Source organism: Alteromonas sp. ABM1_013, assembly GCF_056160505.1.
Map to the genome: position 1 here is coordinate 478,203 of NZ_JBSWXH010000004.1, position 13,977 is coordinate 492,179.

The following is a 13,977-nucleotide window of genomic DNA, read 5'->3' on the forward strand; positions in this document are numbered from 1 at the left end:
GTATAGTATTGATACTACGACACTGACAGAAAGGTTTATGTTCAATAAATATTCAATCTGCCTGTTTTGTCACTTTTTACCTTATCGAAAGATTGCGTTTTGCCTTATTACCCACATAAAGTAGGGGTAATTAGCTGGATTATTTATAGGACATTGTGAAAACACCGCTTATCACTCGAAAAGGCTATTTAAAGCTTAAACAAGAACTGGATTTCTTGTGGCGTGAAGAACGGCCAGAAATCACTCGCAAGGTAACTTGGGCGGCCAGCCTGGGCGATAGGAGTGAGAATGCTGACTACCAGTACAACAAAAAGAAGCTTCGCGAAATTGACCGTCGAGTTCGTTACTTACGCAAATGCTTAGAGAACCTAAAAGTTGTTGATTATGATCCACAGCAAGAAGGAAAAGTCTTCTTTGGTGCATGGGTTGAAATTGAAAACGAATCCGGCGCTGTTATGGAGCTTCGCTTAGTTGGCTATGATGAAATATTTGGCCGTAAGGACTACATCTCTATTGATTCACCCATGGCCCGTGCTCTACTCGGCAAAGAAGAGGACGATGAGTTTATTGTCAAAACTGAGGCGGGTACTAAAGAGTGGTGGATAAACCGTATTTGGTACGACGCAACAGATAAACTTTAAATAAAGAGATGGTCTTCTTAACTACCCAGTTGTAACACAATGATCAGACGACTTTCCCTACACCGCGGTGATATACTCACCGCTCTTATTTTCACTACGAACGCTGTGTATGTAAGCCTGTCACACACCGTTTATTCGCCATTGCCTAACGCGAACTTTTAGTATCTTAGAGCGACTTATGATTACCAATAAAATTGCAGAAGAGCTTAGCGTTCAACCCTCGCAAGTAACTGCCGCAGTAAAACTTCTCGATGAAGGGGCCACCGTTCCTTTCATTGCCCGATACCGCAAAGAAGTAACCCAAGGCCTTGATGATACGCAGCTGCGTAATCTAGAGCAGCGCTTGACCTACTTACGTGAACTAGAAGAGCGCCGCGACGTTATTCTTAAATCTATTGAAGAGCAGGGCAAACTCACTGACGAACTTAAAAGCAGCATTGCCGGTGCTGACAGCAAAACAACCCTTGAAGACTTGTACTTACCGTATAAGCCTCGCAGGCGTACTAAAGGACAAATTGCTATCGAGGCAGGTTTAGCGCCGCTAGCCGATGCATTATTTGGCAACCCTGATACAGACGCTGAAAGCAAAGCGCAAGAGTTTGTAAATGCAGACAACGGCGTTGCTGATACTAAGGCCGCGCTAGAAGGTGCTCGCTATATCCTTATGGAAAGGTTTGCTGAAGATGCTGCTTTGTTAGCGAAAGTGCGCCATTACCTTACTGAAAATGCTCATGTAAAAAGTACGGTTGTACCAGGTAAAGAACAAGAAGCGGCCAAGTATAAAGACTATTTTGAACACAGCGAGAAATACAAAAAGGTACCGTCGCACCGCGCATTGGCCATGTTCCGAGGTCGCAATGAAGGCATGCTTCATATTCAGCTAGATGCCGACCCACAATCAGAAGAAAAGGGACCATCTCATTGCGAGCACATTATCGCAAGCCACTACGATATCATGCACCGCGGTCGTGGCGCTGATGATTTCTTAGCTCAGGTAGTGCAGTGGACGTGGAAAATCAAAATTGGTTTACACATGGAAACTGAGCTATTCAGCGCCCTTCGAGAGCGTGCTGAAGAAGAAGCCATTGAAGTATTTGCTAAAAACTTAAACGACTTGTTGATGGCTGCACCTGCAGGTGCAAAAACCACTATGGGTCTAGATCCAGGTTTAAGAACTGGCGTTAAGGTAGCGGTAGTAGACAGTACAGGTAAGGTGGTAGCGACCAACACTATATTCCCACACGCTCCGCAAAACCAGTGGGATAAGTCTATTCGCACACTAACAACCTTGTGCAAACAATACAAAGTAGACTTAATCAGCATTGGCAACGGCACAGGTTCCCGTGAAACCGACAAACTTGTCGGTGAAATGCTTAAGAGCAACAGCGAACTTACAGCACAGAAAATTATGGTAAGTGAAGCTGGCGCTTCTGTGTATTCAGCGTCTGAGCTTGCCTCGAAAGAGCTGCCTGATCTGGATGTTTCAATTCGTGGTGCCGTGTCTATCGCACGCCGCCTGCAAGACCCACTCGCAGAGCTCGTCAAAATTGAGCCTAAAGCTATTGGTGTAGGCCAATATCAGCACGACGTAAGTCAAAGCCAGCTGGGTAAGTCTCTTGACCGTGTTATCGAAGATTGTGTAAATGCGGTAGGCGTTGACCTAAACACGGCATCGCCTGCGCTATTGAGCTATGTATCAGGCTTAAACAAAACCTTAGCGCACAACATTGTGAATTTCAGAGACTCCAATGGTGCTTTTCCAGACCGTAAAGCACTGTTAAAAGTTGAGCGTTTGGGTCCTAAAGCTTTTGAGCAAGCGGCGGGTTTCTTGCGTATTGTGAACGGCACCAACCCACTTGATGCCTCTGCGGTTCACCCCGAAGCATACCCTGTAGTCGATAAAATTGTTGATACGACTGCGGTTGCGGTTAACGACATCATCGGCAATACCGAGTTACTGAAAAGTCTATCGCCAGATACCTTTACCAGCGATGCATTCGGTTTACCTACTGTTAAAGACATCCTTAAAGAGCTAGACAAGCCAGGTCGTGACCCTCGCCCTGAATTTAAAACAGCGGCGTTTAAAGAAGGCGTTGAAACTATCAACGACCTGAAGCCAAGTATGATCCTAGAAGGCGTAGTGAGCAACGTAGCTAACTTTGGCGCGTTTGTTGATGTGGGAGTACATCAGGATGGACTGGTACATATTTCAGCACTGACTAACAAGTTTATCTCAGACCCTCGTGAGGTTGTTAAAGCAGGCGATATCGTTAAAGTAAAAGTGCTTGAAGTCGACGTACCGCGCAAGCGTATTTCCTTTACCATGCGCTTAGACGATACACCGAGTCAGAATAATAATACCGCTGGCGATAGCTCTTCAGGTAAGGGCGTTTCAGGCAAGGGGGCTTCAGGTAGAGGTGCGAATAACCAAGGGGCTGGGCGTGCCAATAGCAAAGCAAATCCGCGCTCAAATAAAGGAGGCGGCAATCGCAACAGCCAGCCTCAAAACAGCGCCATGGGCAACGCCTTTGCTGACGCGTTTGCTAAAGCGAAAAAGTAGATAGTAGCGATTCACAACAATTTAATGTTGCTTATAAAGGGCCTGTCACTGACAGGCCCTTTTTTATCACGCTTTCATATAGCCTGTCGTTTTTTTCTACATTATTTTGTGGCACATTAGTTTGTAGCGCATAGAAATTCTATATGCCTAAATACTCTTTAGCCAAGAGCGCCAAAATAGAGAATACCGAAACAATAAAAAGGTGTGGGTCACACCGAAACCGAAGTTCGTATATTGATATCGTTTAGCGAGGCCGTTGACACGCGGTCAGTGCCTTAACGTTTAACGAAGGTAATGTTGCTCATTTGACCTCAGCCTTTTTTTACAGGCAGTACTTTCGGACGACCATAATGAGTTAACGGCCGACGACCTTTGGCGTACGCGCGTTTCATCTCGCTGTACAGCAAAGATCACCTGCCCTAATCAGAGGATGATGTTATGAACTTACCGGTTTCAAAAAGCATGTTAAATGTCAGTGCAGACTACCCCGACCTTCGGGATCGCTACTACCAACCCAACCTCACCCCGCTTAAACCTTTTATCGACCCGCCGGGTAACTTGGGTATATTAGACCAAGGCAAAGACGGCGCTTGTACAGGTTTTGCGTTGGCCGCCACCATAAATTTTATCTATCGCCAACAAGGCCGAAAACATACCGTTAGCCCATGGATGCTTTATGCCATGGCAAAGCGTCACGATGAATGGTTGGGTGAAGCTTATGATGGCTCTAGCTGCCGCGGCGCTATTAAAGGCTGGTATAACAGCGGAGTTTGCAGCGACTCACTGACGCAAAATATCAATCACAGCAACGAATTTGAAATGACCCTTGCCATAGCTGATAACGCCAGTAATCATAGGCTCGGCGCATACTATCGGCTTGAACGGGAAATTAGCGATTTTCATGCTGCACTTAATGAAGTGGGTGTAATCTTTGTTTCTGCGAGAATTCATGAAGGCTGGAAAGACGCCGCGGGCGACGCGATAAACTTAAGACCTGAACCCATGGGAGGTCATGCGTTCGCCATTGTTGGCTACAATGATGAAGGCTTTTGGATTCAGAACTCGTGGGGTACGGATTGGAAAAAATCAGGGCTAGCGCTTTGGCGATACGATGACTGGGCGTTGAATGTCATGGATGCCTGGGTGGTACAACTCGCTCTTCCTATTTCAGGTACGGGTACCTACCATCAAGCTACTCGCTCTATCGCACAAGGGCTGTTCTCTCGCTCTACGCCACGAGTAAGTATTCAAGATCACTTCGTTCATTTTGATGACGGGCACTTTGATACAAGAAGTAAATATTGGAGCAATAAAAACCACGTCGATGCCATTATTGAAAAGCTTTTCGACAGTAATCATGAACATGTAATGCTGTACGCGCACGGAGGCTTGAATAGCATTAAAGCCTCGGCTAGACGCATTGCCGCCATGAAAGACACCTTTCTTAAAAATGATGTGTACCCCATTCACTTCATGTATGACACAGGCATGCTTGAAGAGCTAAAAGATATTTTAGGCTTTAAGAATGAAGAAATTAGCACAAAAGTTGGGGCTTTTACCGACTACACTGACCGCATTTTAGAATGGGCGACACGTAAAGTGGGCGGCGCACTGTGGCGTGAAATGAAATCAGACGCTTGCACGCCTTTTACCCGCACCACGTCCGATGGCACCTACTTTTTAGCAAAGTTAGCCGACTATTTGAAAAACAACCCAAGGATACAGCTGCACGTTGTGGGTCATTCGGCAGGCTCTATTTTTCATGCACACAGCCTATCAAGGTTATTCAAAGTTGATGAAAATTTAAAAGTAAAAAGCCTGCATTTAATGGCCCCAGCCATTAGCTATTCTCTATTCGACGAAAAGCTTTCGGAGTTTATAGAGGGAGAACATATCCAGTCGACCACGATTTATAACTTATCTGAAGCGTTGGAAAAAGATGATCACGTGGCGCGTATTTACCAAAAATCATTACTTTATTTAGTATCAAATGCTTTTGAACCCAAACCAGAGATGCCCTTGTTAGGTATGGCCGTATTTAATCAGCCACTGTCTAACGTAACGTTTAAATACAGCGAAGGAAAAGAAGGTGATGCTACGGCAGCTACATCCCATGGTGGATTCGATAGCGACGTAGATACCATGAATTCAGTGCTATCAGATATCACTGGTGGTGCACCTAAATATCCGTTTACGAAGGCGATATTGGATTATTAGGGCTTGCTGATTTGAAGAAACTTTTGCATAAATAAAAGTGCCGTACTTGCGATTTAGCTCGCAGTTTTTTGGGCTAGATCGTGATTTATTCTGTAAGCTAAATTGTTGGTGTAATGTGAAGCAGCCAGCGCTAACTTGACGCTATTATGCTTGAAGCCGGCTATTATGCTTGAAGAGATATACCTTCTCTAGATGGGGTGTAAGCTTGTAAATAAGCGTTTTGAATACGGCCTATTCTTGTCTGCATGGCGTCAGGCACATTTGCCTCTAAGCCTTTCGAAGATATAGCGTTTGCGGGGTTAGACGCACTATCCAACACTTCGTTTGCCGCCGCTCCTATTCTTGGGCCAGTGTTAATTTCGGACTCAGTGATAGTTTCAATACCTGAAACTGTATCGACACTATCGGTTGGAGTCTGCTCTGTAATAGATTCCGCTGTTGGTGGGTTATCAGCTTGCGCTTTAGCAATCTCACTTCGCGCCTCTGTCGCTTTTTGAGATGCCTCAGCGGCCACTTTTAAGTCTTGCGAAGAAGGCTCAGCTGGCGCGAGCGCTGCGGCGCGCACCTGTTCCATTTTTTGCAGTGTTTCTTCTGGCGTTTTTTCTTCTGAGACGTCAATAGACACCTCGCCATCGGTAACATAGCGCTTGTTATCAGGGCCTGTAGTGTATTCATATCTCGGTGCACCAGCGTATTGGCCACCTGTTGCCGCATGCGCCTGCTCGTGAACTCTTACTTCCTGATCACGGGCTTTTAGTTGTTCAATTTCCGCGGACTCTTGCTTCTCTTGTTGCTCTTGCTGCCGGTCTTTCGCGTCTTGCTTGCCTGAACTCTCGTCCTGCGCATTGTCTTTTTCTTGCCCAAAAACGTTTTGGAAAGCGGCTTGAAGCTCGGTTTGTATTTGAGGGCGTTCGTAGGTGACAGGGGCAGGCGGCTGACCCGGGCTTTTAGCCTTATCAGTTTCAGAACCTAAACCTTTTTGAGAAGCGCCTTGCTGGGAGTCTGACGCTTGGGGAATAGTTTCCCGCTGCACGTTATCTCTACGGGCAGATTCTGTATTTACATTCGCCGTGGGATAAGCAATAGCGTTAAGGATTGGCGTTACTATATTCACCGTACCAGCTCCACTTAAGCCAATACGTCAATGATAGTGCCAAGCATCTCGTCGGCCACTCCTAAAACTTTGGCGGAAGCTTGGGCATTACGCTCGTTTACATTAAGCGCAATTAAATCGTCGGTTAAACGCGTAGTGCTAGAAGCGGAGTTAGAAGAAGTATTGTTTGTTTCGCTGCTAGCCACAATAGGTTGAGCGGGTGCAACAGCATCTTCAGCCGTTCGCTGAGCAATATTTGCCGCTGCCTGCGATACACCATCGCTTGCACTTTGTAACCCATGCTGAGCCGCTGCAAATGCAGAGCCTGCACTTAAACCATCAATATTTGTCATACACTACCCCTAACCTCTCATGTGCAATTATTGACCAATTTCACGCAAATGGAAAGACATGTATCACACGCTGCCATTAACTTATTGTAAGCAGGCGACTTTTAATTAGCTTTAACGACAGGGAAAGCTTCAAACCACTGATTAATAGCAGTTTGAAGCCCGATTAAAAAGTTAGATCAAGACGCTTTTTGTTGGTAAATTCCCGCAGCAAAACGGAATAGAATATCGGCAGTTTGCTGAGGATGAGAAATAAACGGTGCGTGGGAGGCGTGTGGCAGTACGACGGTATCAGCTTGCGGATGAAGCTCGCAAATTCGATCTATTCCGCTTGTAGGCACCAAACTATCTAATCTGCCATATAATCGTAATGTAGGTGTAGTTATTCGACCTACATCGTGTCGCATATCTTCGGTAGACAATATACGCAAACCTTTTTTAAGCGCTTCCTCAGCAGGTTCAGGGAACTGGGTGACCTGCTCTCTTATTGCCTTAATATCTTGCTTTGCCGTTTCACTACCCATAGCCTGAATTGCCAAAAAGCGCTCGAGTGTCTTTTGGTAATTTTTCTCCAGCTGTGTTTCAAACATAGTAAGTAAATCAGCTGCAATACCTGGCCAGCAAGGTCCGGCTATAAAACGAGGTGTTGAGGCAATAGTAACCAGTCCATTGAGCTTTTCTGGTGCTAATAACGCGAGCTTCTGAGCTACCAATCCGCCTAGTGACCATCCAACCAACACGCACTGGTCTGGCAGTTTGTCTACAATAGCTTGGGCAAGGGACTCAACGTTGTAAGGTGAAGGCACGATTTCCGCATTTTCTCCAAACCCAGGAAGGTCGATGGTGGTAACGCGAAAGTTATCACTAAGGTAAGGGATAAAGGAAGTGAACGCGCCGCTGTTCATACCCCAACCGTGAAGAAACACTACATCTACGCCTGTACCCTGAGTACGGGTGACAAGCTCGCCATTTGTATGCAAAATTTCCATTTACACCTCCTTAGGCAGAAACGTGTTTTTGAGAAAACACGAAATGATGAAAATAGGTCGACGTTCGACAATTCAAGGAAGTTGATGGAATCAACACTATGAACCTTTCATGCTTGCTATGTTATCAGGCAAGTCCTACGCCAGTATGTCACTGGTGTGAAGATGACATGTTTTTTTTCGAAGCTCCGTTACACGGGAGTAACTTACTTCAATACGGCCCTGTGGCAGGGCACGTCAAGCATAGCCACTATGACGCACTATCCGTGCTCGGGCTCCACACATGGCCCATGTCATCGCTGGTTCACCAGTTAAAGTTTACGCATTCGCTGACGGCAGGGAAAGTATTAAGTAACTGGTTTGTCCATAAAAAGCGACAGTGCACTTTATCAGTGCCAGATGTACTGCTTCCGGTTCCAATTAGTGCATGGAGGCTTGCAAAGCGTCACTACAACCAAGCTACGCTTTTGTGTGAAAGCTTAAGCCGCGAACTAGGTATACCCATTAACCAAGCGTGGGCTAGCCGCAAAGGTTTTAGTGTGCAGCACCACTTATCCAAAATGGCCAGAGCAGAGAACGCAAACCGAGTATTTACTTTATCCAAGCAGTGTATTGATGGTGAATTAGCGACAGCGCAAAGTGATAAAGATGGTAGCGATTTCACCGTGGCGATAGTGGATGACGTGCTTACCACGGGCGTGACCGTAAACACACTAAGTAAAAGACTTAAGCGCCGCTACCCAAAGATACAGATTCAAGTGTGGGCTGCGGTTTTTACGCCGCCACCTAAAAGCAGCTTATTGCTAAAGGCGTGAGAGCTCAAAATGAGTATAAAAAGATGAGCTGTTGAGGCGCGGTGAGCACCGCGCCATTCAAACTAACTTAGCGAATAAAATGCGACTGGTAAATGGCATTAGCTAGCATTTTGTTCGTACCATACCAGTAGCCTCTAAATTGCGTGTTGTCGGTAAAACCAATGACCACACCACGCCCCATTTTCTGCGTCGTCACCGCAGTTGATTCAGCCATTAGCGCAACCATTCTTTTATCACTAAACCCTGCCATAAGCGGCTCGTCAGTGTAGCGCGCTGGCGTGACAAACGGCGAACCACTTGCCTCCACGATCATATTGTTCGTTTTAAACATAGGTAGCGTGTCATCGCTATAGCCATAAAAAAGTGGATGCGTATTATCAATATCTGCTTCAAATACAGCGCCCGCCACCAACTTTCTGGCATAGAGGGATGAGCCGTCTTCGTAGCTTAAATCGCTTTCATCGAAAGCGTTATCAATGGTTTCTCTGCTGACAATATCCGCATCTAGCCACTTGTGTTCGGCGAAGTAACGCAGTGCAGATTTTTGGCCTACGATCACGCCACCGGCTTTCACCCAGGCTTCAATTTTTGATCTATCACTTTCTGTAAAGCGATAGCGACCGCTTGGAAACAAAATATGAGTGTATGAGATGCTAGGGTCATTAAGCGCACCTAATAGATGTTGTTGCTCTACAATGCTTGCTGATAAGCCGACTTTTGTATCGAAGTAGTGCCACATTTCCCCCACTTCGTATTCACTCGTCCCTTCACCCCCTACAATTAATACCTGCGGTAAGCCAACTGGCGCCATACTCCGGCTACCTAAATCATTACCTGTCGGCGTTAACCCACTACGCAAGCTAAACACAGGTACCTGAAGTTGTTGCTGCGCTTTGCTCAAAATGGCTACTAAGTTGTCGGGCTGCCCCAAACCTTTAGGCACCACGATACTACCGGGCTGAAGGTCAACATTTTTGCCATCGTATTTAATAGCGGAAAACGCTTTTTCACTGCTTCGCACTTTCACACCGGCTTCCAGTAAAGTTTGAAGCATGGCGGGCGCGTAATAATGCTGCCATGAAAACGCATAGGCATAAGCGTTTTCCTGAATATTATTAGGTGTTGCTTGTGTTAGAGCAGAGTTGTCACTTAGCGTAAGGCTTCGCACATCGCCCTTGTCTAAAGGCGTGTAGTCCAAGTTAAACGCCAACGCTAAATTCCACGTTGAAACATCATAGAAGGTGTTATTTTCAAATGATGTTTGCGTAGAAAAGATTGACTTTACTAGGCGATATTGAGGTTGGTTAGTAGGGATAAATATTGCCTTTCCAGCCTTGTAGCTAATCTTGTTCGCGTCGAAGTTCTCAGTAAGCACTTCATATTCTATGTGATGCTGCTCTAGTAATGCGATAAACGCGTTAAAACGAGCGGTATCATTCGATGCACTTACCACAAATCCAGCCTGTGCATCTTGCTTAGCTAAAGACTGCGTACTCTTCACAAAGCCCGATTGGTAATCAAGTATTGCAGCCTTATTTGCCAATGCGCCCCTAAAGGTACTCAGAGACGTGGTAATTTGGTTCGCTATGGTGTCTTTGAAAGCAAGCTTGCCGTTTATAGAGTCTTGAAGGTGTCCTCGTGAACTGGCCTGTTCAAACAGAATACCCACACTACCGTGTAAATCCGGGTAGGTAGACCCTTTACCAGCGTAGAAATCATCGAATGCTTCTTCGGTGAAATACAGCTCGCCCTGTTCGTCGAATGCAGCCGCGTGATAATGCGCAAGCGCTTCAGTTAAGGTGACGTTCTCGTCTGGCGTTAAGGGGTTTTTGCGCGAACGTACGCCGGGCTGAAAGAAATAGGTGCTGTCTGTGCCCATTTCATGAAAATCGGTCAGAATATGTGGCCGCCATTTATGAAACTGTTTAATACGCGCCTGTGACTCTGGGTGCGCCAGCAATAACCAGTCGCGATTTAAATCGAACCAATAGTGATTTGTTCTGCCTGATGGCCACCCCTCGTCATGTTCACGGTGGCGGCTGTCAGAAACTAACTGCTTGCCTTTGTGCATATTTGCCCACTGAGCAAAACGAGAGAGTCCATCGGGGTTGAAAGATGGATCAAACAGCACAATATTGTTGTTCAACAAGGCATCAATTTCTTCACCTTCAGCGGCGGCTAAGTAATAAGCCAGCGCTAGCGAAGCATTGGTACCGGAAGGCTCGTTACCGTGAATACTGTAGCCCATGTAAAAAATCAAAGGAGCGCCGCCACCTACTTTTTTGCCACTTTCCATGGCATCAATGTGCTGCTGCCTCATGGCTTCAATGTTGTTTCTGTTTGACGGCGCAGTGATAGTCATGAGTAAAAGCGGGCGATTTTCGTGGGTACGGCCAGTTTCCTCGATGGTAATGCGGTCAGATTTCTCGGCAAGCAGCTGCATATAATTTACGACTTGGTCGTGACGTACGTGCCACTCACCAATGTTGGCACCAAGTACAGATTCAGGCGTAGGAATATCTGGGTTGTAAGATACAGTATCAGGTAAGTATGCGGTAACCGGCTGTCCGCCGGTATCAGGGGTAACAGTAACCACTGATGATAAGGCAGGCTGTGCCAAGGCTTGCTGGCTGGTCGTCGCCCCAAGGGCGATAGTGCCAAGCGCCAACAATAAAGCGAGTGATAATGGGTTCTTTTTGGCGGAGTTTTTTAGTTTCGCTAACATAGCGCTTCCCGTCTTGTTGTTATGGTTGAGAGTAATAGCGATGTACGTCGCTCTCAACAAATTCGATTCACTGGAATAATTTATTTAATTAATACCTGACTGTTTTACTCAGGTAAATTTGATACAATAATCTAAATTTTCAAAATATGTAGGACTTGCTGATGATAACTATATCAGAAGAAGCCCAGGCTCACTTCGTAAAACTGCTGAGTAAACAAGAGTCTGGCACGAATATTCGTGTATTCGTCGTAAACCCAGGCACCTCGTCAGCTGAGTGTGGCGTGTCCTATTGTCCGCCGGACGCTGTCGAAGAAACAGACACTCGCCTTACGTTTAACGGCTTCGATGCCGTGGTAGACGAAGAAAGTGCACCTTACCTCGATGAGGCGGAAATTGACTACGTTACCGATCAAATGGGCTCGCAATTAACGCTTAAAGCGCCTAATGCTAAAGCGCGTAAAGTGGCCGACGATGCCCCTTTAGTCGAGCGAATCAACTACATGATTGAATCAGAAATTAACCCGCAGCTAGCCAGCCACGGGGGTAATGTTGTACTTACCGAGTTAACTGATGATGGCTACGCTATTCTTCAATTCGGCGGTGGCTGTAATGGCTGCTCAATGGTAGACGTGACGCTCAAAGAAGGTATAGAGAAGCAAATGATTGAACAGTTCGCTGGCGAGCTTAAAGGCGTGCGCGATGCAACTGAACACCAAGCCGGTGAGCACTCTTACTACTAAGCGCAATATTGCGCTTATTTAGGTGCACAGTACAATGCTGCCCTTATGCTGATGCAAGATCCACTCAAGAGCTGGCAACGATTCAAAATAGGCTTATCTATTTTCGTTGTCGGCGTCTTGATGTTGTTTACTCTCAGCGAATTTCATGTCGCGCTTCGTTACCTAAGCCTTTTGGTGCTATTTCTTGGTTTTGCTATTGCCATGTTGGGCTACTGGGGCATTTTTATTCAGCGTTTCTCGTTTATGAAAAATAAGAAACCGCCGCCTAAGTTCTAACAATTGAGCTTATCGCTTTAATTTAAGCCGCTTTCCCGCGTTAAAGTATTCACAACGCGCCAACGTCTCTCCCTACACTTAGCTAGTTATATCGCTGTTATATTTCTGTTCATAATGTTTTCCCTTCTTCCAGCCACTAGTCGCGACTACATTTTATCGGTAGATTGAAGGTAGTACTAAGTACCTAAAAAAGGTGAACTGTGGAAAATACTATTAAAAAGCTAGGCTTGCTCGGCGGCATGAGCTGGGAATCAACGGTCAGTTATTACCAAGCTATAAACCGAGGCGTCAACGCACAACTTGGAGGCCTCCACAATGCCCCCATGATTATAAGCAGCGTTGACTTTGCTCACATAGAGCAGCTTCAACATAAGGGCGAATGGGATAAAACCGCCGACATACTTATCCGCGAGGCAAAGCATTTAGAAGTTGCAGGTGCAAAAGCCGTATTAATTTGTACCAATACCATGCACAAAGTCGCGGCTGACATAGAGCAAAATATTAGTATCCCTCTTATTCACATTGCCGATGCCACGGGTCGTGTGCTGCAGAAAAATTCAGTTAAGAAAGTTGGGCTGCTAGGCACCCGCTTCACCATGGAGCAAACCTTTTATACATCCCGTCTTGAAGAGGCTTTTGGTATTGAAGTTGTTATTCCAAATGCGCAACAACGAGATACAGTCCATAACATTATTTATGAACAATTATGCAAGGGCGTGATTTGTGTTGATTCTCGTGAAGCGTATATTGAAGTAATAAACGCGCTTGCGGCCGAGGGTGCTGAAGGCATTATTTTAGGCTGCACCGAAATTGCGTTATTAGTGCAGCAACAACATACCAAGGTTAGGTTATACGACACTACCGCTATCCATGCTAAAGCCGCGGTAGACTTCGCTTTGGGCCAATAAATACATTAAAGCAGAGTACAAGTAACCTAACTTGATAAAAGGGGTTACCCCTACTACTTCAGAGGACACAACTATGTTTAGCCACGTTATGTTAGGTGCAAATGATCTTGAAGCGTCAAAGAAATTCTACGATGCTATTTTAGGAGTACTGGGATACGAACCCGGCGTTTTTGATGAGCACGGACGCGTGTTTTATTACACGCCCAAAGGTATTTTAGCGCTAACCAAACCAATTAATGGCGAGGCAGCCTCACATGGCAATGGCACTACACTTGGCCTTGCGGCACGCACACCCGAGGTTGTAGATGAGTGGCATAAGGTAGGAAGCGAAAATGGGGGCGTACCATGTGAAGACCCACCAGGCATTCGGGGAAATAGCGAACGCCAATTATACCTTGCTTACCTGAGAGACCCGTCAGGTAACAAACTCTGTGCCACGCACATTATAAAAAAATAGCTGAAGTTCTACCTGCTTAAATGACTACGCTCTTTTTGCAGGCTATTAGCTTTTAGCTGTCGATTTGGCCCAAAGCGCTTTTAGTAATAGCGCTTTGGGTATGCCTATTTAAGTCTACATATAAGCCCTAGCCAAGCGAAAAAGCATAGGCGTTACTGTCTGGCCGCTCCATGCCTCAAACGGGTTTCGCTTTTTCTCTTCCTTGTACT

At 45.9% G+C, this 13,977-nt stretch carries 12 protein-coding genes; 8 read left to right on the forward strand and 4 right to left on the reverse strand.

Annotated elements, in window-relative coordinates; translation table 11 throughout:
* The first annotated feature begins 155 nt into the window (after positions 1-155).
* The 3 genes from greB (at position 156) to ACXAGK_RS14035 (ending at position 5,418) form a co-directional block, all read left to right on the forward strand.
* Positions 156-641: a transcription elongation factor GreB gene (greB, locus tag ACXAGK_RS14025; RefSeq protein ID WP_179985025.1), complete on the forward strand. Its 486-nt coding sequence runs from the start codon at positions 156-158 to the stop codon at positions 639-641.
* 178 nt (positions 642-819) lie between these two features.
* On the forward strand, positions 820-3,201 hold the full coding sequence (locus ACXAGK_RS14030) for a Tex family protein (RefSeq protein WP_474856701.1): 2,382 nt from the start codon (positions 820-822) through the stop codon (positions 3,199-3,201).
* 438 nt (positions 3,202-3,639) lie between these two features.
* Entirely contained in the window at positions 3,640-5,418 is a 1,779-nt protein-coding gene (locus ACXAGK_RS14035; protein WP_474856702.1) for a C1 family peptidase, read from the forward strand.
* 163 nt (positions 5,419-5,581) lie between these two features.
* On the opposite strand, the gene ACXAGK_RS14040 is transcribed toward ACXAGK_RS14035, so the two are convergent.
* The 3 genes from ACXAGK_RS14040 to bioH form a co-directional block, all read right to left on the reverse strand.
* A complete protein-coding gene (locus ACXAGK_RS14040; protein ID WP_474856703.1) occupies positions 5,582-6,532 on the reverse strand; it encodes a putative metalloprotease CJM1_0395 family protein in 951 nt (316 codons plus the stop codon).
* 14 nt (positions 6,533-6,546) lie between these two features.
* Positions 6,547-6,864, reverse strand: coding sequence for a hypothetical protein (locus tag ACXAGK_RS14045; RefSeq protein WP_474856704.1), 318 nt, complete (start codon positions 6,862-6,864; stop codon positions 6,547-6,549).
* A 176-nt stretch (positions 6,865-7,040) separates the two neighbouring features.
* On the reverse strand, positions 7,041-7,850 hold the full coding sequence (gene bioH / locus ACXAGK_RS14050) for a pimeloyl-ACP methyl ester esterase BioH (protein WP_179985030.1): 810 nt from the start codon (positions 7,848-7,850) through the stop codon (positions 7,041-7,043).
* Positions 7,851-7,948: 98 nt separating this feature from the next.
* Between bioH and ACXAGK_RS14055 the strand changes: the two genes are divergently transcribed.
* Positions 7,949-8,662: a ComF family protein gene (locus ACXAGK_RS14055; protein ID WP_474856705.1), complete on the forward strand. Its 714-nt coding sequence runs from the start codon at positions 7,949-7,951 to the stop codon at positions 8,660-8,662.
* A gap of 67 nt (positions 8,663-8,729) precedes the next feature.
* Here the strand turns inward: ACXAGK_RS14055 and ACXAGK_RS14060 are convergent, their stop codons facing one another.
* Positions 8,730-11,387 (reverse strand): M14 family zinc carboxypeptidase, encoded by a 2,658-nt coding sequence (locus ACXAGK_RS14060; protein WP_474856706.1) that lies wholly within the window; start codon positions 11,385-11,387, stop codon positions 8,730-8,732.
* Positions 11,388-11,548: 161 nt separating this feature from the next.
* Here ACXAGK_RS14060 and nfuA point away from each other — a divergent pair, with 161 nt between their 5' ends.
* The 4 genes from nfuA to ACXAGK_RS14080 all read left to right on the forward strand — a co-directional run bounded on the left by nfuA (position 11,549) and on the right by ACXAGK_RS14080 (position 13,768).
* Positions 11,549-12,127, forward strand: coding sequence for a Fe-S biogenesis protein NfuA (gene nfuA, locus ACXAGK_RS14065; RefSeq protein ID WP_118491185.1), 579 nt, complete (start codon positions 11,549-11,551; stop codon positions 12,125-12,127).
* Positions 12,128-12,178: 51 nt separating this feature from the next.
* Positions 12,179-12,403, forward strand: coding sequence for a hypothetical protein (locus tag ACXAGK_RS14070; protein WP_474856707.1), 225 nt, complete (start codon positions 12,179-12,181; stop codon positions 12,401-12,403).
* Between the two features lie 212 nt (positions 12,404-12,615).
* Entirely contained in the window at positions 12,616-13,311 is a 696-nt protein-coding gene (locus tag ACXAGK_RS14075) for an aspartate/glutamate racemase family protein (RefSeq protein WP_474856787.1), read from the forward strand.
* Positions 13,312-13,384: 73 nt separating this feature from the next.
* The gene (locus ACXAGK_RS14080) at positions 13,385-13,768 is read left to right on the forward strand and encodes a VOC family protein (RefSeq protein ID WP_474856708.1); all 384 of its coding nucleotides are present in this window, start codon (positions 13,385-13,387) and stop codon (positions 13,766-13,768) included.
* Positions 13,769-13,977 lie beyond the last annotated feature (209 nt).